This window comes from Streptomyces antioxidans, assembly GCF_000968685.2.
In the GTDB taxonomy this organism is placed as follows: domain Bacteria; phylum Actinomycetota; class Actinomycetes; order Streptomycetales; family Streptomycetaceae; genus Streptomyces; species Streptomyces antioxidans.
Map to the genome: position 1 here is coordinate 198552 of NZ_LAKD02000005.1, position 22614 is coordinate 221165.

The 22614-nt window shown below is 71.8% G+C and carries 22 protein-coding genes and 1 rRNA gene; 8 read left to right on the forward strand and 15 right to left on the reverse strand.

The window, feature by feature from the left end:
- Window positions 1–21: 21 nt before the first annotated feature.
- A complete protein-coding gene (locus tag VT50_RS04830; protein WP_240529040.1) occupies window positions 22–1275 on the reverse strand; it encodes an ROK family protein in 1254 nt (417 codons plus the stop codon).
- Between the two features lie 125 nt (window positions 1276–1400).
- Here VT50_RS04830 and VT50_RS04835 point away from each other — a divergent pair, with 125 nt between their 5' ends.
- The 4 genes from VT50_RS04835 (at window position 1401) to VT50_RS04850 (ending at window position 4921) form a co-directional block, all read left to right on the forward strand.
- Complete coding sequence (locus VT50_RS04835) at window positions 1401–2276, forward strand: sugar phosphate isomerase/epimerase family protein (RefSeq protein WP_046084273.1); 876 nt, start codon at window positions 1401–1403, stop codon at window positions 2274–2276.
- Window positions 2277–2373: 97 nt separating this feature from the next.
- Entirely contained in the window at window positions 2374–2994 is a 621-nt protein-coding gene (locus VT50_RS04840) for a nucleoside/nucleotide kinase family protein (RefSeq protein ID WP_046084274.1), read from the forward strand.
- On the forward strand, window positions 2994–4673 hold the full coding sequence (locus VT50_RS04845) for a sodium:solute symporter family protein (protein ID WP_046084275.1): 1680 nt from the start codon (window positions 2994–2996) through the stop codon (window positions 4671–4673). The genes VT50_RS04840 and VT50_RS04845 overlap by 1 nt, the downstream gene beginning before the upstream one ends.
- Window positions 4670–4921 (forward strand): hypothetical protein, encoded by a 252-nt coding sequence (locus VT50_RS04850; RefSeq protein ID WP_206269342.1) that lies wholly within the window; start codon window positions 4670–4672, stop codon window positions 4919–4921. The genes VT50_RS04845 and VT50_RS04850 overlap by 4 nt, the downstream gene beginning before the upstream one ends.
- Before the next feature lie 80 nt (window positions 4922–5001).
- Here VT50_RS04850 and hemB read toward each other — a convergent pair whose 3' ends face one another.
- The 5 genes from hemB to VT50_RS04875 are packed head-to-tail and all read right to left on the reverse strand — an operon-like array spanning window position 5002 to window position 10946.
- The gene (gene hemB / locus VT50_RS04855; RefSeq protein ID WP_046084277.1) at window positions 5002–6006 is read right to left on the reverse strand and encodes a porphobilinogen synthase; all 1005 of its coding nucleotides are present in this window, start codon (window positions 6004–6006) and stop codon (window positions 5002–5004) included.
- Window positions 6003–7667 (reverse strand): bifunctional uroporphyrinogen-III C-methyltransferase/uroporphyrinogen-III synthase, encoded by a 1665-nt coding sequence (locus tag VT50_RS04860; protein WP_046084278.1) that lies wholly within the window; start codon window positions 7665–7667, stop codon window positions 6003–6005. The genes hemB and VT50_RS04860 overlap by 4 nt, the downstream gene beginning before the upstream one ends.
- Window positions 7664–8653: a hydroxymethylbilane synthase gene (gene hemC / locus VT50_RS04865; protein WP_046084279.1), complete on the reverse strand. Its 990-nt coding sequence runs from the start codon at window positions 8651–8653 to the stop codon at window positions 7664–7666. The genes VT50_RS04860 and hemC overlap by 4 nt, the downstream gene beginning before the upstream one ends.
- On the reverse strand, window positions 8650–10128 hold the full coding sequence (locus tag VT50_RS04870; protein ID WP_046084280.1) for a glutamyl-tRNA reductase: 1479 nt from the start codon (window positions 10126–10128) through the stop codon (window positions 8650–8652). The genes hemC and VT50_RS04870 overlap by 4 nt, the downstream gene beginning before the upstream one ends.
- Complete coding sequence (locus VT50_RS04875) at window positions 10125–10946, reverse strand: redox-sensing transcriptional repressor Rex (protein ID WP_046084281.1); 822 nt, start codon at window positions 10944–10946, stop codon at window positions 10125–10127. The genes VT50_RS04870 and VT50_RS04875 overlap by 4 nt, the downstream gene beginning before the upstream one ends.
- A gap of 351 nt (window positions 10947–11297) precedes the next feature.
- Between VT50_RS04875 and VT50_RS04880 the strand changes: the two genes are divergently transcribed.
- The 4 genes from VT50_RS04880 (at window position 11298) to VT50_RS04895 (ending at window position 15442) form a co-directional block, all read left to right on the forward strand.
- Window positions 11298–11576: a glutaredoxin family protein gene (locus tag VT50_RS04880; RefSeq protein ID WP_046084297.1), complete on the forward strand. Its 279-nt coding sequence runs from the start codon at window positions 11298–11300 to the stop codon at window positions 11574–11576.
- A gap of 138 nt (window positions 11577–11714) precedes the next feature.
- Entirely contained in the window at window positions 11715–12638 is a 924-nt protein-coding gene (locus VT50_RS04885; protein ID WP_046084282.1) for an HAD family hydrolase, read from the forward strand.
- Between the two features lie 535 nt (window positions 12639–13173).
- Window positions 13174–13980, forward strand: a complete 807-nt coding sequence (locus VT50_RS04890) for an ECF subfamily RNA polymerase sigma factor, BldN family (protein WP_046084283.1) — start codon at window positions 13174–13176, stop codon at window positions 13978–13980.
- A 217-nt stretch (window positions 13981–14197) separates the two neighbouring features.
- Window positions 14198–15442: a DUF5667 domain-containing protein gene (locus VT50_RS04895; RefSeq protein WP_046084284.1), complete on the forward strand. Its 1245-nt coding sequence runs from the start codon at window positions 14198–14200 to the stop codon at window positions 15440–15442.
- Between the two features lie 60 nt (window positions 15443–15502).
- On the opposite strand, the gene VT50_RS04900 is transcribed toward VT50_RS04895, so the two are convergent.
- From VT50_RS04900 to rrf, 9 genes are all read right to left on the reverse strand, one after another.
- The gene (locus tag VT50_RS04900) at window positions 15503–16549 is read right to left on the reverse strand and encodes a lysophospholipid acyltransferase family protein (RefSeq protein ID WP_046084285.1); all 1047 of its coding nucleotides are present in this window, start codon (window positions 16547–16549) and stop codon (window positions 15503–15505) included.
- A 14-nt stretch (window positions 16550–16563) separates the two neighbouring features.
- Window positions 16564–17607 (reverse strand): NAD-dependent epimerase/dehydratase family protein, encoded by a 1044-nt coding sequence (locus VT50_RS04905; protein WP_046084286.1) that lies wholly within the window; start codon window positions 17605–17607, stop codon window positions 16564–16566.
- Window positions 17608–17818: 211 nt separating this feature from the next.
- Window positions 17819–17917, reverse strand: a complete 99-nt coding sequence (locus VT50_RS04910; protein ID WP_003948845.1) for a 30S ribosomal protein bS22 — start codon at window positions 17915–17917, stop codon at window positions 17819–17821.
- Between the two features lie 137 nt (window positions 17918–18054).
- Window positions 18055–18264 carry a helix-turn-helix domain-containing protein gene (locus VT50_RS04915; protein ID WP_014053989.1) on the reverse strand — a complete coding sequence of 70 codons (210 nt, stop codon included), beginning with the start codon at window positions 18262–18264 and terminating at the stop codon, window positions 18055–18057.
- A gap of 129 nt (window positions 18265–18393) precedes the next feature.
- Window positions 18394–19209: a phosphatase gene (locus VT50_RS04920; RefSeq protein WP_046084287.1), complete on the reverse strand. Its 816-nt coding sequence runs from the start codon at window positions 19207–19209 to the stop codon at window positions 18394–18396.
- 122 nt (window positions 19210–19331) lie between these two features.
- A complete protein-coding gene (locus tag VT50_RS04925) occupies window positions 19332–20504 on the reverse strand; it encodes an acetoin utilization protein AcuC (RefSeq protein ID WP_046084288.1) in 1173 nt (390 codons plus the stop codon).
- Window positions 20473–21738 (reverse strand): MFS transporter, encoded by a 1266-nt coding sequence (locus tag VT50_RS04930; RefSeq protein ID WP_046084289.1) that lies wholly within the window; start codon window positions 21736–21738, stop codon window positions 20473–20475. The genes VT50_RS04925 and VT50_RS04930 overlap by 32 nt, the downstream gene beginning before the upstream one ends.
- A gap of 24 nt (window positions 21739–21762) precedes the next feature.
- Window positions 21763–22419, reverse strand: a complete 657-nt coding sequence (locus VT50_RS04935; RefSeq protein ID WP_046084290.1) for an HAD family hydrolase — start codon at window positions 22417–22419, stop codon at window positions 21763–21765.
- A 76-nt stretch (window positions 22420–22495) separates the two neighbouring features.
- A 5S ribosomal RNA gene (rrf, locus tag VT50_RS04940) occupies window positions 22496–22612 on the reverse strand.
- Between the last annotated feature and the right edge of the window lie 2 nt (window positions 22613–22614).

Here is a 22614-nt window from a genome sequence, read left to right on the forward strand (position 1 = left end):
CGGGGCGCGCCCGGCGCCGTGTCACCGCAGCCGGGAGTCGACCGCCGCCGGGTCGAAGAGGGCGTCGGCGACCATATGGGCCGCGCCGGTGACACCCGCGCGGGTGGCCAGCGGGGAGAGGACCACCCGCAGGTCCCGGGTGGCCAGGGGCAGCGACCGGCGGTAGGTGACCTCCCGGATACCGGCGATCAGGTGCTCCTGGGCATGGGCCAGGCCGCCGCCGACCACCAGGATCGACGGGTTGAGCAGGCTGACCGCGTCGGCGACGCCCTGCCCGAGCTGCCGCCCGGCGTGGCGCAGCAGCCGTACGGCGTCGCCGTTGCCGGAGCGCACCAGGCGCACCACATCGTCGGTGGTGGCCACCTCGTGCCCGGCGGCGGTGAGGTCGCGCACCAGGGCCCAGCCGCCGGTCACCGCCTCCAGACAGCCGGAGTTGCCACAGCGGCACAGGGGCGCGTCCGGGGAGGTCTCGTCGAGCCCGGGGGCGGGGATGTGGCCGATGTCGCCCGCGGCGCCCTGGGAGCCGTGGTGGAGCCGGCCGCCGAGCACCAGACCGGAGCCGATGCCGGTGCCCGCCTTGACGAAGAGCAGGTGCCGGACGTCGGGCCAGTTGACCCGGTGCTCGCCCAGCGCCATCAGATTGGTGTCCTTGTCGGCCAGCACTGGGCAGTCGTAGGTCTCGCGGAAGAAGTCGGGCACCGTATAGCCGTCCCAGCCGGTCATGATGGGCGGGCTGACCACCCGGCCGGTGCCCGACTCGACCGGACCCGGCACGCCGACGCCGATGCCGCGCACCCGCCCGGCGGGCTCGCCCGCCTCCTTCAGCAGCCGCCGGAAGTCGGCGGCCACCTGGCCGAGCACCACCTCGGGACCCTCGGCCACATCGAGGTCCCTGCGGTGCGAGACGAGGACGTCACAGGCCATGTCGGCGAGCGCGGTGTGCACATGGCTGCCGCCGATGTCGGCCACCAACAGCACCCCAGCGTCGCGGCGCAGCCGGAAGGAGCCCGCCGGGCGACCGCCGGTGGAGTCGGCCGCGCCGGACGCCTCCAGATAGCCCGCCTCGGTCAGCGCCTCCAGTCGGTTGGCCATGGTGGACCGGGAGAGCCCGGTGGCCGCCATCAGCTGGGCGCGGGTGGCGGCCCGGCCGCCGCGGATGAGCGCCAGCACCGCCCCGGGGCCCGTGGGATGCGCCTGCACTGGCTGACCTGCCGAGACCGCCTCCGCCACTGGGCCCTGTCCTCCGCCGTTCACGCTCTGTTCGGTACCGCCCACACCGTACCTTCCTTTACGACCGATCCCAAGAAGACTTATGTATTGCCTTCATGCAAAAGATGCGTAGCATCAGGCGGGCAATGCCGCACAGCACGCCCGAAGGGCAGGCAGCAGAAGGGATCGCCATGAACGACCTCGGAGTGCACGCACTCGTGTGGACCGGCGACTGGACGCCCGAGGGCGCCCGGACCGCCGCCGCCCGCAGCCGCGAGGCCGGATACGACCTGGTCGAGATCTCCCTCCACGACCCGGGGATCGTCGATGTGAAGGCCACCCGCGAGGTGCTCGCCGCCCATGAGCTCGGCGTCGTCTGCTCCCGCGGCCTCCCCTTCGACTCGGACGTCTCCTCCGATGACCCCGCGACCGCCGCCCGCGGCGAAGCGCTGCTGCGCCAGGCCCTCCGCCTCACCCATGACCTGGGCGGCCACTACTTCGGCGGGGTGCTCTACGGCGCGCTCGGCAAGTACGGCCACCCGCCGACCGCCAAGGGCCGCGAACACGCCGTCCGGGCCCTGCGCAGGCTCGCCGCCGAGGCCGAAGGACTGGGCGTGACGCTCGGCCTGGAGGTCGTCAACCGCTATGAGTCCAACCTGGTCAACACCGCCCGGCAGGGCCTTGAGCTGATCGACGAGATCGGCGCGGCCAATGTGCTGGTCCACCTGGACACGTACCACATGAACATCGAGGAGCAGGACTTCTCCCGCCCGGTCCGCGCCTGCGGCGACCGCCTCGGCTACGTCCACATCGGTGAGTCCCACCGCGGCTACCTCGGCTCCGGCACCGTGGACTTCCCCGCCTTCTTCCACGCCCTCGCGGACATCGGCTACCAGGGCCCGATCACCTTCGAGTCCTTCTCCTCCGCCGTGATCGCCCCCGGTCTCTCCCATGACCTCGCCGTCTGGCGCGATCTGTGGTCCGACGGCGCCGACCTCGCCGCCCACGCCCGCTCGTACATCGCAGGCCAGCTCAAGGCCGCCCACGCCCGCGCGGCGGTGGTCTGACCCCGCACCCGCCCGAGACCACGGACGCCCCGCAAGACCCGCACTCCCCGAACGACCCGCATTCCCCACAAGACCCGCACTCCCGAAGGCATCCGCCATGACTCCCCAGCAACTCCTCGAGCGCGCCCGGCGCCTGGCCGACTCCGGCCACCGCCAACTGCTCGGCATCGCCGGACCGCCCGGGGCCGGCAAGACCACCCTCGCCGAGCACCTGGCCGGGGCGCTCGGCCCGGACCGCGCCGTCCTCGTCCCGATGGACGGCTTCCACCTCGCCGACACCGAGCTGCGCCGCCTCGGCCTGACCGGCCGCAAGGGCGCCCCGGAGACCTTCGACCCGTACGGCTACACCGCGCTGCTGCGGCGGCTCAAGGAGCCGCGCCCCGGCGAGCCGGTGTACGCGCCGGGCTTCGAACGCGAGCTGGAGCAGCCCATCGCGGGCTCCATCCCGGTGGCTCCCGAGGTCCCGCTCGTCATCACCGAGGGCAACTACCTGCTGCTGGACGACGCGCCCTGGCGCCCGGTCCGCGAACTGCTGGACGAGACCTGGTGGGTCGAGCTGGACACCGAGGAGCGGGTGCGGCGGCTGATCGAGCGCCATCGGCAGTTCGGCAAGGAGCCCGCCGAGGCCGAACGCTGGGTCCTCACCTCCGACGAGGCCAACGCCCGGCTGGTGGCCCCCGGGCGGGCGACCGCCGACCTCGTCGTCAGGGGCCGGTGATGACCGGCACGCTCAGCCTCGGAGCCGTCGACTGGTTCCTGCTCGCCGTCTACTTCGGCGCGATCGTCGCCATCGGCCTGACCACCAAGCGGGCCGTCCACACCACCGGTGACTTCTTCCTCGCCGGGCGCTCGATGCCCGCCTGGATCACCGGCCTGGCCTTCATATCCGCCAACCTCGGCGCCCTGGAGATCATCGGCGGCGCGGCCAACGGCGCCCAGTACGGGGCCGCCGCGGTGCACTTCTACTGGCTCGGGGCCATCCCCGCGATGGTCTTCCTCGGCGTCGTGATGATGCCGTTCTACTACTCGACGCGGGTCCACAGCGTCTCGGAGTATCTGCGCCGCCGCTTCAACAACCAGACCCATCTCCTCAACAGCGTCGTCTTCGCCGTGGCGCAGATGCTGCTGGCCGGGGTGAACCTCTTCGCGCTCGCCCTGATCGTCAAGCTGCTGATCGGCTGGCCGCTGTGGCTGTCCATCCTGCTGTCGGCGGTCTTCGTCCTCGCGTACATCACCCTGGGCGGGCTCGCGGGCGCGATCTACGGCGAGGTGCTGCAGTTCTTCGTGATCCTCGCCGGACTCATACCGATCGTCGTCATCGGGCTGCACTCGGTGGGCGGCTTCAGCGGCCTCAAGGAGGCCGTACAGGACCCCGGTCTGCTGCACACCTGGCAGGGCACCACACCGGGCCACTGGACCAATCCGCTGGGCGACTGGATCGGCCTGGCGATGGGCGAGGGCTTCGTCCTCGCGTTCGGCTACTGGACCACCAACTTCGCCGAGGTGCAGCGGTCCCTGGCCGCCAAGGACCTCAACGCGGCCCGCCGCACCCCGTTGATCGCCGCCTTCCCCAAGATGGCGTTGCCGCTGTTCACCGTGGTCCCCGGCATGATCGCGCTGATCATCGTCCCCCGGCTGGGAAAGCCCGGCGGGCCCACGTACAACGACGTGATCCCCGAGATGATGCAGCGCTTCCTGCCGAGCGGTGTGCTCGGCATCGCGCTCACCGGGCTGCTGGCGGCCTTCATGGCGGGCATGGCGGCCAACATCTCCGGCTTCAACACCGTGTTCACGTACGACATCTGGAAGCCGTACGTGGTCAAGGGGCGCGAGGACGGCTACTACCTCAAGGCCGGGCGCTACGCCACGGTCGCGGGCATCGCGGTGAGCGTGGCCGCCGCGTTCGTCGCCTCCGAGTACGACAACATCCAGAACTACATCCAGCTGCTGTTCTCGTTCTTCAACTCGCCGCTGTTCGCGACCTTCCTGCTGGCGATGTTCTGGAAGCGGGTCACCCCGTGGGCGGGCTTCTGGGGCATGCTCTCCGGCACGGCCGCGGCGGCAGCGGCCCATCTCTCCGCGTACCACATCGGCTGGTTCTACCCCGGCGGCCAGGTCGGCCCGCACGACACCATCAACGCCCAGATGGCCAACTTCTACGGCGCGCTCTTCGCCTTCGCCGTGGACGCGGTCGTCACGGTCGCGGTCACCCTCGTCACCAGGCCCAAGCCGGTCGCCGAACTGGCCGGTCTGGTGTGGGGCCTGCCCGACCCCGACTCGCCGGACGCCCATGAGGCGCTGGTGCGGCAGCCGTGGTGGAAGTCCCCGGTGGTGCTGGGGAGCGTCATCCTGACCCTGACAGCGGCCCTGAGCGTCTGGCTGGTGATCGCCGTATGAGCGACATGAAGAGGGGCGAGGACCCCATGACCCCGGGCAAGACCTTCGATGTGCGCTGGCTCATCGCCGGGCTGCTCGGCCTCTACGGCGCGGTGCTGACCGTGCTGGGCGTGACGGACGGCGCCGCCGAGGTGGCCAAGGCCGACGGCATCCGCATCAACCTGTGGATCGGCCTCGGACTGCTGGCCGTGGCGGCGGCGTTCGCGGTCTGGGCCAGACTGGCCCCCGCGGGGCGCGGGGACCGGTGACATGAAGGCCGACCGGTGACGCGAAGGCCGGTGACGCGAAAGCCGGGGGCTCCGCGCCCCCGGCCCCGTCGTCATTCCGGTCACTCCCCGCGGTTCAGCCGCTGCGCGACCTCCGTCGCCCAGTACGTGAGGATCATTCCCGCGCCCGCCCGCCGTACCGAGGTCAGCGTCTCCATGATGGCGCGGTCGCGGTCGATCCAGCCGTTGGCCGCGGCCGCCTCGACCATCGCGTATTCACCGGAGATCTGGTACGCGGCCACCGGCACGTCCACGGCGTCGGCGATCTGCCGCAGGATGTCCAGGTACGGCAGGGCGGGCTTCACCATGACCATGTCCGCGCCCTCGGCCAGGTCCAGCTCCAGCTCGCGCAGCGACTCACGGGCGTTGGCCGGGTCCTGCTGGTAGGTCTTGCGGTCGCCCCTCAGCGAGGAGCCCACCGCCTCGCGGAACGGGCCGAAGAAGGCGGAGGCGTACTTCACGGTGTAGGCGAGGATCGACACGTCCTGGTGCCCGGCGCCATCCAGCGCCTCACGGACCACTCCGACCTGCCCGTCCATCATCCCGCTCGGGCCCACCGTGTGGACGCCCGCGTCGGCCTGGACGCGGGCCATCTCCGCGTACCGCTCCAGCGTGGCGTCGTTGTCCACCCGGCCCTCGGCGTCCAGGACCCCGCAGTGGCCGTGGTCGGTGTGCTCGTCCAGACAGAGGTCGGACATGATCACGAGGTCGTCGCCGACCTCGGCGCGCACATCGCGGATCGCCACCTGGAGGATGCCGTCCGGGTCCGTGCCGGGGGTGCCGACCGCGTCCTTCTTGGACTCCTCGGGCACCCCGAAGAGCATGATCCCGCCGACCCCCGCGGCGACCGCCTCGGCCGCCGCCTTCCGCAGCGTGTCCCGGGTGTGCTGGACCACGCCCGGCATCGACCGCAGCGACACCGGCTCGGTCACGCCCTCGCGGACGAACGCGGGCAGGATCAGCCCGGACGGGTGCAGCCGGGTCTCCGCGACCATGCGCCGCATCGCGGGCGTGGTGCGCAGCCGCCGCGGCCGCGTACCGGGGAAGCCGCCGTACGAGGTGGTCAAGAGCGTGCCCTCCTTCGTGAACCGGGCCGTCGCTCGCTCGGGCGGGTGACCGGCTCCCCGGCCTCGACCGCGGCCTGCCGCCGCGCCGTCCCGAAGTCAGCGAGCGCCTCGGCCAGCTTGAGCACCGAGGGCTCGGGCGACAGCACATCCACCCGCAGTCCGTGCTCCTCCGCGGTCTTCGCGGTGGCCGGGCCGATACAGGCGATGACAGTGACATTGTGCGGCTTGCCCGCGATGCCGACGAGGTTCCGCACGGTGGACGACGAGGTGAAGAGCACCGCGTCGAACCCGCCGCCCTTGATGGCCTCACGGGTCTCGGCCGGCGGCGGCGAGGCGCGCACGGTGCGGTACGCGGTCACGTCGTCGACCTCCCAGCCCAGCTCGATCAGCCCGGCGACCAGGGTCTCGGTGGCGATGTCGGCCCGCGGCAGGAACACCCGGTCGATCGGGTCGAAGACCGGGTCGTACGGCGGCCAGTCCTCCAGCAGCCCGGCCGCGGACTGCTCACCGCTGGGCACCAGATCCGGCTTCACCCCGAAGTCGATCAGCGACCTGGCGGTCTGCTCGCCCACCGCCGCGACCTTGATCCCGGCGAACGCGCGGGCGTCGAGCCCGTACTCCTCGAACTTCTCGCGCACCGCCTTGACCGCGTTCACCGAGGTGAAGGCGATCCACTCATAGCGCCCGGTGACCAGGCCCTTCACGGCGCGCTCCATCTGCTGCGGGGTGCGCGGCGGCTCCACGGCGATGGTCGGCACCTCACTGGGCACCGCGCCGTAGCCGCGCAGCTGATCGGAGAGCGAGGCGGCCTGCTCCTTGGTGCGCGGCACCAGGACCTTCCAGCCGAACAGCGGCTTGGATTCGAACCATGACAGCTGATCGCGCCGGCCGGCCGCGCTCTGCTCGCCGACCACGGCTATCACCGGCTGGGCGCCCTGCGGCGACGGCAGCACCTTGGCCGCCTTCAGCACCTGGGCGATGGTCCCCAGCGTCGCGGTCCAGGTCCGCTGGCGGGTGGTGGTACCGGCGACGGTCACGGTGAGCGGAGTGTCCGGCTTGCGGCCCGCGGCCACCAGCTCGCCCGCGGCGGCGGCCACCGTCTCCAGGGTCGCGGAGACCACGGCGGTCGCGTCGGACGAACCGATCTCGCTCCAGCAGCGCTCATCGGCGCTCAGGGCGTCCACGAAGCGCACATCCGCGCTGTGGGCGTCCCGCAGCGGCACTCCCGCGTAGGCGGGCACCCCCACCGCGGCGGCCACACCGGGCACCACCTCGAAGACGATGCCCTCGGCCGCGCAGGCGAGCATCTCGTCGGCGGCGTATCCATCGAGGCCGGGGTCGCCCGCGACCGCGCGCACGACCCGCTTGCCGCCGCGCGCGGCCGTCATGACAAGATTGGCGCTGTCCCTGAGTACCGGGACGGCGGCGGTGGCTGACGACCCATCAGCGTCCGCCTGCCGCGGTGTGCCCTGAGCGTCCGCGGCCACGCCCGGCCTGACGTGCTCGCGCACCACGTCGAGCACTTGAGGGTCGGCGATCAACACGTCCGCGGTGGCAAGTGCCTCCACGGCGCGCAAGGTCAGCAGGCCCGGATCTCCGGGGCCCGCACCGAGGAAGGTGACGTGTCCGCAGCCGGGGTGATTCGGGGCGGTGGGGTTCAAAGTGCTCGCTCCCCCATAAGACCGGCCGCACCCTTGGCGAGCATCTCGGCGGCGAGTACGCGACCGAGGTCCGCGGCCCCACTGGGCGATGCGGGTACGGGACCGGTGGTGGACAGCTGCACCAGCGTCGTGCCGTCGAGCGTGCCGACGACGCCGCGCAGGCGCATTTCGGTGACAGCCTGACCGTCGCCCAGCAGGTCGGCCAGCGCCCCCACGGGTGCGCTGCAGCCGGCCTCCAGGGCGGCGAGCAGGGATCGCTCGGCGGTCACGGCGACCCGTGTGGACGGGTCGTCGAGCTCGGCGAGCCGGGCAGCGAGCGCCGCGTTGGACGCGGCACACTCCACTGCCAGGGCCCCCTGGCCGGGGGCGGGCAAAACATGGTCGGCGTCAAGCAGCTCGGTCGCCTCGCCGATCCGTCCCAGACGGATCAGACCGGCGGCGGCGAGCACCACGGCGTCCAGCCGTCCCGAGCGGACGTAGCCGATGCGGGTGCCGACGTTGCCGCGTATCGGCACGGTCTCGATGTCGAGGCCGCGGGAGCGGGCCCACGCGTTCAGCTGGGCCGCGCGGCGCGGGGAGCCGGTGCCTATCCTGGCCCCGGGCGGGAGCTGGGCGAAGGTGAGCCCGTCCCGGGCGATCAGCGCGTCACGCGGGTCCTCGCGGCGCGGGACCGCGGCCAGCGCCAGCCCCTCGGGCTCCGCGGTGGGAAGGTCCTTCAGCGAGTGCACGGCCAGATCGATCCCGCCCCCGAGCAGCGCCTCGCGCAGCGCCGAGACGAAGACCCCGGCGCCGCCGATCTGGGCCAGGTGCTCCCGCGAGGTGTCGCCGTACGTGGTGATCTCGACGAGCTCGACAGGGCGCCCGGTGGCCTCCCGGACCAGGTCCGCGACCAGGCCGGACTGGGCCATGGCGAGCGCGCTGCGGCGGGTGCCCAGGCGCAGCGGCGGAGCGCCGCCGGAGGCGGCGGGTGAGGGGGTGGGGTTCATGCCCGGCCTCCCTTCGGGTCGTTCGGTTCCGCGGTGCGGGCCGAGCCCTCGGCGCGGCTGACGGCGGCGACCGCCTGCGGATCGAGGTCGAAGAGCTCCCGCAGCGCGTCGGCGTAACCGGCGCCGCCCGGAGTGCTCGCGAGCTGCTTGACCCGCACGGTGGGCGCGTGCAGCAGCTTGTCGACGACCCGGCGCACGGTCTGCGTGATCTCGGCCCGCTGCTTGTCGTCCAGATCGGGAAGTCGCCCGTCGAGGCGGGCGATCTCACTGGCGACGACGTCCGCCGCCATGGTACGCAGCGCGACGACCGTCGGGGTGATGTGCGCGGCACGCTGGGCCGCCCCGAAGGCGGCCACCTCCTCGGAGACGATCGCCCGCACCGTGTCCACATCGGCGGCCATCGCCCCGGCGGACGAGCCCGGCGCGCCGGACGGCTCGGCGGCCGCCTCGGCCAGGGACTCGATGTCCGCCAGGTGGAGCCCGTCGATCCGGTGCGCCGCCGCGTCTATGTCGCGCGGCATCGCCAGGTCGAGCAGCGAGACGTCCGTCCCGGCGGGGTGCGCCCCGGGCGGGCAGGCGGCGCGCTGGGCGAGTGCGGTGCGCAGCTCGGCGGCGGTCAGGACCAGGCCGGTCGCGCCCGTACAGGACACCACGATGTCGGCGTGCGGCAGCTCGGCGTAGACCCGGTCCCGGGGGACGGCGCGGGCCACCAGACCCGCGCGCAACGTTTCCGCACCGGCGGGGTCGGCGGGCGCGATCGCGGCCCGGGTGGCGGCGTGCTGCTGGGCCAGGGACTCGGCCAGGCGCAGCGCCCGCTCCAACGTCCTGTTGGCGATCACCAGTTCTGATACACCGGCGCGCGCGAGCGTCGCCGCGGCCAGCGAGGACATCGAACCGGCGCCGATCACCAGGGCACGCTTGCCCCGGGCCCACTCGGCCACCGGCGCGCCCTGGGCCAGCTGCTCCAGGCCGAAGGTGACCAGCGACTGGCCCGCCCGGTCGATCCCGGTCTCGCTGTGGGCCCGCTTGCCGACCCGCAGCGCCTGCTGGAAGAGATCGTTCAGCAGCCGCCCGGCGGTGTGCAGCTCCTGCCCCAGCGCCAGCGCGTCCTTGATCTGGCCGAGGATCTGGCCCTCGCCGACGACCATGGAGTCCAGCCCGCAGGCCACCGAGAACAGGTGGTGGACGGCCCGGTCCTCGTAGTGGACGTAGAGGTACGGGGTGAGCTCGTCGAGGCCGACGCCGGTGTGCTGGGCGAGCAGCGTGGACAGCTCGGCGACCCCGGCGTGGAACTTGTCCACGTCGGCGTAGAGCTCGATGCGGTTGCAGGTGGCCAGCACCGCGGCCTCGGTGGCGGGCTCGGCCACGAGGGCGTCCTGCACCAGCTTCGACTGCTCGTCCCCCACCAGGGCGGCGCGCTCCAGCACGCTCACGGGCGCGCTGCGGTGACTCAGTCCGACGACGAGGAGACTCATGCGGGCATCACGGCGGGCACGTCCCCGTCAGGTCCTTGCCGGCCACTGTCGGCGCCGGGGGCGCCGGGGGCGCCGGGGGCGCCGGGGCGCGCGCGATGGGGCGCGACGGGCGGCGGTGGAACCGCCCCCGCGGCCTCCTCGGGGGCACTGGCCTCCTCGCCCGCCTTGCGCTGCTCGTGGAAGGCGAGGATCTGGAGCTCGATGGAGAGATCGACCTTGCGCACGTCCACCCCGTCCGGAACGGACAGCACGGTGGGCGCGAAGTTGAGGATCGAGGTGATCCCGGCGGCCACGAGCCGGTCGCAGACCTGCTGGGCCGCGCCCGCCGGGGTGGCGATGACGCCGATCGAGACCCCGTTGTCCGTGATGATCTTCTCGAGCTCATCCGTGTGCTGCACCGGGATGCCCGCGACCGGCTTCCCGGCCATCGCGGGGTCGGCGTCGATCAGCGCGGCGACCCGGAAGCCACGGGAGGCGAAGCCGCCGTAGTTGGCGAGCGCGGCGCCGAGGTTACCGATGCCGACGATCACAACCGGCCAGTCCTGGGTGAGCCCGAGCTCCCGCGAGATCTGGTAGACGAGGTACTCGACGTCGTAGCCGACACCGCGGGTGCCGTACGAACCGAGATAGGAGAAGTCCTTGCGCAGCTTGGCCGAATTGACGCCGGCCGCGGTGGCCAGCTCCTCCGAGGAGACCGTGGGCACCGAGCGCTCGGAGAGAGCGGTCAGCGCCCGCAGATACAGCGGTAGCCGGGCGACGGTGGCCTCGGGGATCCCTCGGCTACGGGTCGCCGGTCGGTGAGTTCGGCCAGTTGCCACGGTGCTCCTGCGGGTAGAGCGAGGCTGCGGGCGGCCGGGTGTTTCATGACCGCCCCATCGACAGCAGGCTATGTCTTTGTGAACGCGTGCACAAAGATGGTGTCCGCTTTGTCCGAGCAAAGTGACCGGTGTCACGCGCCTTATCGAGCCAACCGCGGAACCCCTACCTGCGCCGCACCGTTCCCGGCGGGCGCGCGCGCCCCACTGGACCGCCGACGGGAGCACAGGCCCTCACTCCTCACCTTTTTACCCCCGGACAGCAACAAAACGCCCACGATCGTAATCGACCGACAGCCCACTTCCGAATCCGTCGGGGGCGGCCCGGGCGGGCGAGAGGGCATGCTTATGGACATGACTCCGCTGCTGCGCCGCACTCCGCGCAAGAAGCCCACCGAGCGCACGGTCACGCTGATCGGCAAGCCCGACTGCCATCTGTGCGAGAACGCCGAGGCCGTGGTCGAGGAGGTCTGCGGCGAGCTGGGCACCCCCTGGGAGAAGAAGGACATCACCCAGGACGAGGAGCTGTACCGCGCCTACTGGGAACAGATCCCGGTGGTGCTGATCGACGGCGAGCAGCACGACTTCTGGCGGGTGAATCCCCAGCGGCTGCGCGCCGCGCTCGGCGGCTGATTCGGGCCCCCGCACCGGGCCCCCGCACCCGGCCCGTTCCCCCCTGCGCGCCTCTGCGCGCCTCCCTTTCGCGTAACCTGAATCGGCCCGACACCCGGGCGTAACGGGATGCGCCGGAGCGCTGGCTATGCTCCCTCCATGGCCGCACTGGGATGGTTGACCCGACGCCGACGACCCGCCACCGAGCGGAGTGTCCTCGCCGGAGAGGCGTCGGCCGAGGCCGCGCGCAAGTCGTCGGCCGAGACCCCCGCGGCGCAGCTGCCCGCCGAGCCGGAGTTCCCCGTCGTCGGGGACGAGCTGGCCGCCGCCTTCTTCGACCTGGACAACACGGTCATGCAGGGCGCCGCGCTCTTCCACTTCGGCCGCGGCCTCTACAAGCGGCACTTCTTCCGCAAGCGGGAACTCGCCCGCTTCGCCTGGCAGCAGGCCTGGTTCCGGATGGCCGGGGTCGAGGACCCGGCGCACATGGAGGACGTGCGCAGCAGCGCCCTGTCCATCGTCAAGGGCCACCGGGTCGCCGAGCTGATGTCGATCGGCGAGGAGATCTACGACGAGTACATGGCCGACCGCATCTGGCCCGGCACCCGCGCCCTCGCCCAGGCCCATCTGGACGCCGGGCAGCGGGTCTGGCTGGTGACCGCCGCACCGGTGGAGACCGCGACGATCATCGCCCGGCGGCTGGGGCTGACCGGGGCGCTGGGCACGGTGGCCGAGTCGGTGGGCGGCATCTACACCGGCCGGCTGGTCGGCGAACCGCTGCACGGCCCGGCCAAGGCCGAGGCCGTACGGGCGCTGGCGGGGGCCGAGGGGCTGGACCTGGCCCGCTGCGCGGCCTACAGCGACTCCGCCAACGACATCCCGATGCTGTCGATCGTGGGCCATCCGTACGCGGTGAATCCGGACACCCGGCTGCGCAGGCACGCCCGCGAGCACGGCTGGCGGCTGCGCGACTACCGCACCGGACGCAAAGCGGCCAAGATCGGCATTCCGGCGGCGGCCGGGGTGGGCGCGGTGGCGGGCGGCACGGCGGCCGCGGTGGCCCTGCACCGCAGGCGCCGCTGACCACCCCGGCCGCCGCCGACCACCGGCCGCCGAGGCCCGTCCCGGCCCCCCGGCGTCACCCCTACCCCTCGCTGACCTCCCGTGGAGCCCCTTCCGGAGTGCCCCGTTCGGGCGGTGCTGACCGCCTGCGCACGACCGTGACCGAGGACGGTCAAGGCTGACCGCCGATCGCGCTCCGTGACGACGTGCCCATCGATACACCGCGTCACCAACCGAACGCGCCCGTCCTGTTTCGGTCATTCCGCGCTTCCTACCCCACAGCGCCCCCGCCAGTCCCCTTACCGCCGCTTTGTCACAACACGCCACACAATCGCACAACCCACGAACGGTTCCGGTCAATTGGTGGCATGCGTTCGATACTTGATGCGTCATCAATCCATAACAGAGCGAACGGAAACGATGATTTGAGCAACTGGGTGTAGTGCCGCCTGTACGAAGCGTTATTCTCCTTAGACGCAAACCGGTACCCACGCGTCCCTACGGCGGGTGACGGTCCCGTACTGCACGTGATGGAAGCTCTGCCTCTGGGAGTCCCGTGTACCCACACGTCGGGGTTGACGCCTCGGGCCTGGCTACGCTGCGCGCAACGGTCCTCGACTGTCTGCGCGGCTTCGTCCCCACCGCGTATGCCGTCCCCGCCCTCGCCACCCCACAGCCCGTCAGCCCAGCCGTCGGCACGGTCGACCGCCCCGGCCAGGCCGGTCCGTGCTACGCCCTGGCGGACGGCGGCGCCGCGGTGGGCAGACGCCCCCGCGGCTCCACCCCCACCGCCCGGCGCCCAAGCGCCGACAGCGACAGCCGCCGCATGATGGACCTCGTCGAGCGCGCCCAGTCCGGAGAGGCCGAGGCGTTCGGCAGGCTCTACGACCAGTACGCCGACACGGTCTACCGCTACATCTACTACCGCGTGGGCGGCCGGGCCACGGCCGAGGACCTCACCAGCGAGACGTTCCTGCGGGCCCTGCGCCGCATCGGCACCTTCACCTGGCAGGGCCGCGACTTCGGCGCCTGGCTGGTGACCATCGCCCGCAACCTCGTCGCCGACCACTTCAAGTCCAGCCGCTTCCGGCTCGAGGTCACCACCGGCGAGATGCTGGACGCCAACGAGGTCGAGCGCAGCCCCGAGGACTCCGTCCTCGAATCGCTGTCCAACGCGGCCCTGCTGCAGGCGGTGCGCAAGCTCAACCCGCAGCAGCAGGAGTGCGTGACGCTCCGCTTCCTCCAGGGCCTCTCGGTCGCCGAGACCGCCCGGGTCATGGGGAAGAACGAGGGCGCGATCAAAACGCTGCAGTACCGGGCCGTGCGCACCCTGGCCCGGCTCCTGCCGGACGACGCCCGCTGACCGTCCGTATCCTCCCGGCCACGGTCCGTCCGCCCGTCGGGAGGGCCGCCGGGGAGGGCGTAACCCGGGTGCTGCGCCGCTCGTTGTGGGGGATGCAGGCGCCTCGTGGTCGTGCCCTGCCCGTGATCCACTCACTCGATCGGGTGGACGCGCGCATGGCACGGAACCCTCGGGTGTCCTGGGGAGTCGACCGTCACGACGAGAGGAGGTGCCGCCTGTGATCGCGAACGTATCGGCACACCGGCGGGCGAACGCCTTCGCCAAGGCCCTGGAGGCCCTGGAGGACCTGGAGAGCAACCACCAGGCCGCCCAGGACGAGACGCCGCAGCAACAGCCAGGTTCCCCATCGGCGGAGAGCGCCGAGCGGAGACGGCTGCTGGCCCTGGCGAGCGGGCTGGGCGAGCTGCCCGCACCGGCATTGGACCCGGAGGTCCGCGCCACCCAGCGGGCGCAGCTGCTCGCCGCCATGGAGGCGGCCTTCGCCGAGGGGGCGCCGCGCGTGCCCGAGCAGCGCCGCCGCCCCAGTGGTGCCCACCGGGCCAAACCCCCGGTGGCAAGATTCCGCCCCCGTTCCCGCTGGTCCAAGGGGCTCGCGGCCGGGGGGCTCACGGTCGGCGTGGCGGCGGGCGCGTTCGGCGGCGTCGCCGCGGCCAGCTCGAACGCGCTGCCCGGAGACACCCTCTACGGGTTCAAGCGCGGTATGGAAGACCTGAAGCTCGAGATGGCGGACGGCGACGCCGACCGGGGCCGGATCTATCTGGACCAGGCGTCCACGCGGATGAGCGAGGCGCGCCGCCTGATGGAGCGGACCCGCACCGGCGATCTGGACCATGACTCGCTGGGCGAGATCCGCCGGGTCCTGGCCGGGATGCGCCATGACGCCTCCGAGGGCCACCGGCTGCTCCACGAGGTCTATCAGCGCGATGGCTCGCTCGGCCCCATCCAGCAGCTGTCCAGCTTCTCCCAGGCCCACCGCGACGGCTGGAGCCGACTGCGCGAGCGGCTGCCGGTCCAGCTCATGGACGTCGGCGACGAGGTGAGCTCGGTCTTCGACGCCATAGACCAAGAGGTCGGTCCGCTGCGGGCGTTGCTGCCCACGAAGAAGGGCCAGCAGGCCCAGTCCGGCCCGCAGACCGGCCATACGCCACAGCGCGCGGGCGGGCTGGACCCGGACGACCGCCCGGCGTCCGCCTCGGCCGCCCCGAGCGGGGGCCGCACCGACGGGAAGACGGCCCCCGGGCCGCACCCGTCGTCCTCGGCCAGCACCAGCAGCCAGAGCGGCGGGCTGGTGGGCGGGGCAGGTGACCTGCTGGACCCACCGCTCGGGGGCGGGTCCAGCCCCAGCCCCTCCACGGGCAAGGGCGACCCGGGCAGCAAGCCGTCCCAGCCGGACATCACCATCCCCCCGCTCCTTCCGGACCTGCTGCCGGGCCTGAGCATCGACGGCGACGACACGAGGTGAAAGTGCCGGGGGTGGGCACACCGCCCGCCCCCGGACCGCCTTTCGGTCAGGAACCCGAACTCAGAAGAACACCGACCGGCGCTGGACGAGCAGCTTGTAGAGCGTGTGCTGGATCGTCTCTCGTACCTGGTCGGTCAGGTTGAACATCAGCATCGGGTCGTCCGCCGCCTCCGGCGGATGCCCGTCGGTGGGGATGGGCTCGCCGAACTGGATGGTCCACTTCGTCGGCAGCGGCACCGCGCCCAGCGGCCCGAGCAGCGGGAAGGTCGGCGTGATCGGGAAGTACGGAATGCCGAGCAGCCGGGCCAGGGTCCTCGCGTTCCCCACCATCGGGTAGATTTCCTCCGCACCCACGATCGAGCACGGCACGATCGGCGCCCCCGCGCGCAGCGCCGTCGAGACAAAGCCGCCCCGCCCGAAGCGCTGCAGCTTGTACCGCTCGGCGAACGGCTTGCCGATCCCCTTGAAGCCCTCCGGCATCACCCCGACCACCTCGCCGCGCTCCAGCAGCAGCTGGGCGTCCTCGGCACAGGCGAGGGTGTGCCCGGCCTTGCGGGCCAGCTCGTTGATGACCGGCAGCACGAAGACCAGATCGGCGGCGAGCAGCCGCAGATGGCGCTTGGCCGGGTGGTTGTCGTGCACCGCGACCTGGAGCATCAGCCCGTCCAGCGGGAGCACTCCGGAGTGGTTGGCGACGACGAGGGCGCCGCCGCTGTCGGGGATGTTCTCGATCCCCTTCACCTCGACCCGGAAGTACTTGTCGGACAGCGGACGGAGCAGGGACATCAGCACCTGCTCGGTCAGATCGTGGTCGTAGCCGAAGTCGTCGACCTCGTAGTCCCCGGTGATCCTGCGGCGCAGAAAACTCAGCCCGTGGGCCAGCTTGCGCTCCCAGTCGCCGCTGCCCGGGGCGGGTTTGGGCGGGTCGGGAGGCAGGGGCGGCACGGCCGCGGCCGCCGTCTGGGGGCACTGCTCAAGCGCCTCGTCGCGCTGCTGCGGTACGGGCTTGAGCGAGCCCTGGGAGCGGCCGCCGCGGCCCAGCCGGGGGACCTTCCTCCGGGACGACCGGGGCTCCTCACCGAACGGAATGACCTTGGCGTCCGCCATGGTGGTTGCGCTCCTTAAGGCTGGGCGCCGGCGGGCAGCAGCGCGGCGAGCCGGTCGACGGTACGGGCAAGGGTCTCGGGCGGGAGCAGCCCGGGGCCGCGGCTGTGCGCATAGTCCGCGAGGGCACCGGCGGTGGTGTGCTCGGGTTCGAATCCCAGGGTCTCGCGCATCTGGGTGGTGGCCACGACCCGGCCGTGGGTGAGCAGCCGGATCTGCTCGGGCGAGAAGTCGGTGATGCCGAGGGACCGCAGTGCGGTGCGGGCCCAGCGCAGGGTGGGCAGCAGCAGCGGCAGGGTCGGGCGGCCGAGCCGCCGGGCGGCCTGGGAGAGCAGCAGCACCCCGTCTCCGGCGATGTTGAACGTGCCGCTGTTGAGCGTGGACCGGCGCGGTTCGGAGGCCGCGATCCGCAGCACCTCGATGGCGTCCTTCTCGTGGACGAACTGCAGCCGCGGGTCGTAGCCGATGACGGTGGGCAGCACCGGCAGCGCGAAGTACTCGGCGAGCGGGGAGTCCGCGCACGGCCCCAGGATGTTGGCGAAGCGCAGCACGCACACCGCGACATCGGGGCGGCGCCGGGCGAAACCGCGGACGTATCCCTCGACCTCGACGGTGTCCTTGGCGAAGCCGCCGCTGGGCAGGGATTTGGGCGGGGTGGTCTCGCTGAAGACGGCGGGGTCACGGGGCGCGGAGCCGTAGACACTGGTGCTGGACTTCACCACCAGCCGCTGCACCGACGGGGCCTTCTGGCAGGCGCCGAGCAGCTGCATGGTGCCGATGACATTGGTCTCCTTGACCGAGGCGCGATTGCCGCGCGCGCCCAGCGGAGTGCCGTTGATATCCATGTGGACGACGGTGTGGACGCCGTATTCGGCGAGCAGTTTCCCGATCGTGGGATGACGGATATCGGCCCGGACGAAGTCGGCGCCGCCGAGGCGGTGTTCGGGCGGTACGGCGTCCACGCCGATCACCCGCTCCACATCGGGTTCGCGCTGTATGCGCCGGACGAAACGGCCTCCCAGCCGGCGAGCGACCCCGGTGACGAGCACGACCTTTCCCAAGATCAGCGCCTTCCTTCCCACCCTCGTCCGAGCTGGGTTGTGCCGAACACCGTAACCGGTCGATGTTGCACTGTGATGACCACTCGCCGCGCGGTGCGACGTTTTAGGCCGGGGCCACAGGGGCGGACGCGGCGGAGACCCGCGCCGCCCATGCACCGCGGCCCTCCCACCGGTGGTGGGAGGGCCGCGGGACGAACACAGCGTCGCTTGCTTACTTCTTGTTGCGACGCTGGACGCGCGTGCGCTTGAGCAGCTTGCGGTGCTTCTTCTTGGCCATCCGCTTGCGCCGCTTCTTGATAACAGAGCCCACGACTACCCTCGCTCACTTCGATTCACTCGGTGCGGGGCGTCCGAGCCCACACGACCTACATCGGGCCAGCCTACCCGGCGCCAAGCGAACCACGTAATCCGAGGGTCCTCCCCGGGCCCGGAAACGGCCTGGGCGGACTAGGCGGACTCCACCCCCACATACGATTCGCGGAGGTATTCATGAACCGCTTGCTCTGGGACCCGGAAAGACCTGCCCACCCGGATCGCCGGCAGATGACCGCTGTGCACCAAGCGGTACACGGTCATCTTGGACACTCGCATCACCGAGGCGACTTCCGCCACGGTCAGAAACTGAACCTCGTTCAGAGGCCGTTCGCCAGCAGCCATGACAACACCTGAACCTTCCGCACATGTCGGGCACCGGCTTCCCCTCCGGTGACTCCTGGTCGCATGCGCGCTCCACCCCAGGTTAGGGGCGGGTGATGCAAGTGGGGAAGAGGAGTAGCGATCGGACGCCTACTGTGACAGACACGCTCGATTGAGTACATAGCGAGTAATCGGCCGGTAGTAACCAGACCGCACACCGTCATCAAGCGGAACGGCGACGGACACCCGCCCCTCGGCCTCCCCGACGAACAGCGCGGGGTCGTCCGTGTCACCGGGACCGATGGCCTCAAAGCCCAGCTGACCTGCTCCGCAGACCCATCCGTGGTCTCCGATGACAAGCCCGGGCAGGGGCCCGCCGGACTCCGCGGCACAGCCGAGGGCGACCCGAACCGGGAGCGGCGAATGGCTGTGGGCGCCCGGCTCACTCGCGGTCGGGCGAGCGCCGGGCGCCCGCACCATCGCGACACCTCGTACGTAGGAGAGCCGGTGGGTACGTACGCCGAACCGCGTCGTTATGTCGATACATCTACCCTGCGCGGGAGTGAGGACACGGCAGCCCGCCGCCGAGAGCGCCGACGCCAACGCGGCGTAGAAGCCGAGGAGACGGTGGGGATGACCGGTGCCGAGGAGCACCGGGAGCCGGTCCCGGGCGGCCCCGCGCAGCCGGTCCGCGAAGGCGTCCAGCGCGGCGATCGTCAGCCCCGGATCGATCACATCCGGACCCGAAACATTGGCCGGGTCGATCGAAACTCCGCATTTCTCGCCCATCAGGCCGAGCAATTCCATAAAGGACCAGTCGTATTCGGGCTCCAGCCCGAGCAGCACCCGGGGGTCACGGGCCGCGAAGAGCCGATAGCGGCGCAGGCTCCCCTCCCGGCTCGTGGCCACGGGCCCGGCGAGCCGCGCCGCCAGCAGATGCGCACGCAGCGCCGCGGTACTCAACACGCCACCGATGCTGGCGGACCCGCCCCCTCGGCCGCCCGGATACGCGGGCAGACCCCACGGTTGGCGTAACGGCCGCTACGGGTTGTCCCGCGGACCACGCGGGGCCCCGGGGGCTGGCCGCCCTACGGCAGCAGCCCGTGGTGCGGGAAGACCGCCCGGCGTGTCGCCAGAACCGCCTGGTCCAGCCGGTCGGCCGGGTCGTACCCGGCCTCGTGGAAGTCCTGCCAGTCCGGCTCCCGCCCGTCCGTCATCCGCCGCGGCGCGTCCATCCGGGTCCGCCGGTACACCTCCTGCCGCCACTCCTCCGGCACCGGTGTGGTGGGCTCCACCGGCCGCCCCGCCGCGATCGCGACCAGATGCGTCCAGGACCGCGGCACCACGTCCACCACCGCGTAGCCGCCGCCCCCGAGCGCCACCCAGCGTCCGTCCGCGTGCTCGTGCGCCAGCCGGTGACAGCTCTCGGCGACCGCCCGCTGCGCGTCGACGGTCACCGCCAAGTGGGCCAGCGGGTCCTCGACATGGGTGTCCGCGCCGTGCTGGGTCACCAGCACCTGCGGGCGGAACGCCGCCAGCAGTTCCGGCACCACCGCGTGAAAGGCCCGCAGCCAGCCCGAGTCCGAGGTCCCGGCCGGGAGGGCCAGATTGACCGCCGAGCCCTCGGCGCCCTCCCCGCCCGCCTCCTCCGGCCAGCCGGTCTGCGGGAACAGCGTCCGGGGGTGCTCGTGCAGCGAGATCGTCAGCACTCGCGGATCGTCCCAGAAGGCCGCCTGCACCCCGTCCCCGTGGTGGACGTCCACATCCACATACGCGACCCGCTCCGCACCCAGCTCCAGCAGCCGCGCGACCGCCAGCGCCGCGTCGTTGTAGATGCAGAACCCGGACGCGCCCCGGGGCATGGCGTGGTGCAGCCCGCCCGCGAAGTTCACCGCGTGCAGCGCCTCCCCGCGCCAGACGTCCTCGGCCGCGCCCACCGACTGCCCGGCGATCAGTGCGGACGCCTCGTGCATCCCCGCGAAGGCTGGATCGTCGATCGTCCCGAGCCCGTACGAGCCGTCCGCCGCCTCCGGGGCGCCCGAGGCCCGTCGTACCGCCTCGATGTACTCCTGCCCGTGGACCAGGCGCAGCGTCGACTCCCCCGCCGGTTTGGCGGCCACCACCCGGACCGCCCGGTCCAGTCCGTACGCCTGCACCAACCGCATGGTCAGCGCCAACCGCACCGGGTCCATCGGATGCCCGGCGCCGAAGTCGTATCCGGTTACTTCCTCATCCCACATCAACTGTGCGCGGCCGCTCATGCCCGTCACCGTATCCGGCTGGTACGGGGCTGAACGACCTCGCGTACCGGATCGTCATCAGCACGAGCGCCATCGGCACCAGCATCGCCGCACGGTAGTTCCACGCCCCGCCCAGCGCGCCGACGAGCGGGGAGCCGATGAGGAAGCCCACGTAGTTGAAGATGTTCAGGCGGGCGACGGCGGCATCGGACGCCCCGGGGAAGAGCCGCCCCGCGGCCGCGAAGGTCTGCGGCACCAGTACGCACAGCCCCAGCCCCAGCAGCGTGAACCCGGCCATCCCCACCCACGCCCCGGGCGCCGCCGCGACCACCGCGAAGCCGCCGCCCGCGAGCAGCGCCCCGGCCCTGACCACGGTGACCGCGCCGAAGCGCCGCACCCCGAGGTCGCCGAAGGAGCGGCCGAGGAGCGTGGTGACCATATAGACGTTGTACGGGACCGTGGCCAGCTGCTCGGAGCTGTGCAGCACGTCCTCCAGATACTTGGCGCTCCAGTTGGAGACGGTGGAATCGCCGATGTAGGCGAAGGCCATGACGAGGCAGAGCGGCAGCAGCGCGCGCATGCCCACGGAGGCGCCGTCGCGGCGTGCGGGCTCGGCCTGCTGGGGCTGAAGCTCGGCTTGTCCGGTCTGATGGGCGCCTTGGGCCTGTTCGGGCTGATGGGCGCCTCGGTCGACGTACCAGCGGCTGGCGATCAGCGCGACGGGCACCAGGACGGCCACCAGCGGCGCGTAGAGCGTGGGCAGCGGCAGGTCCCAGTGTGCCCCGGCCCAGGCGAGCGAGGCCCCGGCGATCCCTCCAAGGCTGTACGCGCCGTGGAAGCCGAGCATGATGCTGCGCCCGTAGGCGCGCTGGAGGCTGACCCCGAGCATGTTCATCGACGCGTCGAGCGCCCCGACCGTCAGCCCGAACACCGCGAGCGCCAGCGCGAGCTGCCACACCGCCGTGCCCGATCCGGCGGCCAGCAGGGCGAGGGAGACGATGGGCTGCACCACGCGGAGGACCAGCCCCGGACGCATCCGCCTGACCAGATGCTCGGTGCCGACGCTGCCCGCCCCGGCGAGGATCGGCACGGCGGCCAGGAAGACGGGCAGCAGCCCATCGGATATCCCGTACCGGTCCTGGAGCGCGGGTATGCGCGTCACCAGCAAAGCGAAGATCGCACCCTGGACGAAGAAGCTGATGGCCAATGAGGCCCGGCCCTGCCGGAGCCTGCGGCTTCCACGCGCATCCGTCATGGGCGTGGAGCGTACGGCCCCGGGCTACTTGTGGGTAGAGGTGAGCAGTCTTCGCAGTTCGGTCATCTCCGTGAAGAGACCCCGGGCGGCGGAGAGTTTGGCGGCGGGCGTCATGGCCGTATAGCCGTACACATCCATCCCGGCGGCCAGGGCGGCCTGGACTCCGAGCGGGCTGTCCTCGACCACGGCACAGCGCTCGGGCGCGACGCCCATGGACTCGGCCGCGTGCAGGAACAGGTCCGGGGCGGGCTTGCCCCGGCCCACGTCCTCGGAGCTGAAGATGTGGTCCTCGCCGAAGAGGTCGTACAGCCCGGTCGTACGGAGGGCGACGCGGATGCGCTGATGGCTCCCGGAGGAGGCGACACAGTACGGAACGCCGTCGGCCCGCAGCTTCTCCAGCACGTCGGCCACACCGGCCACGGGCCGCAGCTCGCGGCGGAAGGCGTCAAAGACCCGGTCGTGGAAGGTGGAGTCGAAGTCGGACGGAAGCCGTCGGCCAGAGCGCTCGAGTACCAGGTCGTGGACGCGGTGCAGGGCGGAGCCCATGTAGTCGCGTATGGAGTCCTCGTAGCTGGTGGGGTGCCCCAACTCCGTGAGGTGGGCGGCGAGCAGCCGGTTGGAGATGGGCTCGCTGTCGACGAGCACTCCGTCGTTGTCGAAGATGACCAGGTCATAGCGCATGAGGTCAGCCTACAAACCGAAATGCGAAAAGCCCGGTTAGGAGCCGAAGCTCCCAACCGGGCTTTTCATAAAGATTGTTCGGCGGCGTCCTACTCTCCCACAGGGTCCCCCCTGCAGTACCATCGGCGCTGAAAGGCTTAGCTTCCGGGTTCGGAATGTAGCCGGGCGTTTCCCTAACGCAATGACCACCGAAAC

Bases quoted from the DNA above. Each gene is read 5' to 3' on its own strand.
- VT50_RS04835 (WP_046084273.1), top strand. From the start codon at position 1,401: ATGAACGACCTCGGAGTGCACGCACTCGTGTGGACCGGCGACTGGACG.
- VT50_RS04840 (WP_046084274.1), top strand. From the start codon at position 2,374: ATGACTCCCCAGCAACTCCTCGAGCGCGCCCGGCGCCTGGCCGACTCC.
- VT50_RS04845 (WP_046084275.1), top strand. From the start codon at position 2,994: ATGACCGGCACGCTCAGCCTCGGAGCCGTCGACTGGTTCCTGCTCGCC.
- VT50_RS04850 (WP_206269342.1), top strand. From the start codon at position 4,670: ATGAGCGACATGAAGAGGGGCGAGGACCCCATGACCCCGGGCAAGACC.
- hemC (WP_046084279.1), bottom strand. From the start codon at position 8,653: ATGAACCCCACCCCCTCACCCGCCGCCTCCGGCGGCGCTCCGCCGCTG.
- VT50_RS04870 (WP_046084280.1), bottom strand. From the start codon at position 10,128: ATGAGTCTCCTCGTCGTCGGACTGAGTCACCGCAGCGCGCCCGTGAGC.
- VT50_RS04880 (WP_046084297.1), top strand. From the start codon at position 11,298: ATGACTCCGCTGCTGCGCCGCACTCCGCGCAAGAAGCCCACCGAGCGC.
- VT50_RS04885 (WP_046084282.1), top strand. From the start codon at position 11,715: ATGGCCGCACTGGGATGGTTGACCCGACGCCGACGACCCGCCACCGAG.
- VT50_RS04900 (WP_046084285.1), bottom strand. From the start codon at position 16,549: ATGGCGGACGCCAAGGTCATTCCGTTCGGTGAGGAGCCCCGGTCGTCC.
- VT50_RS04915 (WP_014053989.1), bottom strand. From the start codon at position 18,264: ATGGCTGCTGGCGAACGGCCTCTGAACGAGGTTCAGTTTCTGACCGTG.
- VT50_RS04925 (WP_046084288.1), bottom strand. From the start codon at position 20,504: ATGAGCGGCCGCGCACAGTTGATGTGGGATGAGGAAGTAACCGGATAC.
- VT50_RS04930 (WP_046084289.1), bottom strand. From the start codon at position 21,738: ATGACGGATGCGCGTGGAAGCCGCAGGCTCCGGCAGGGCCGGGCCTCA.
- VT50_RS04935 (WP_046084290.1), bottom strand. From the start codon at position 22,419: ATGCGCTATGACCTGGTCATCTTCGACAACGACGGAGTGCTCGTCGAC.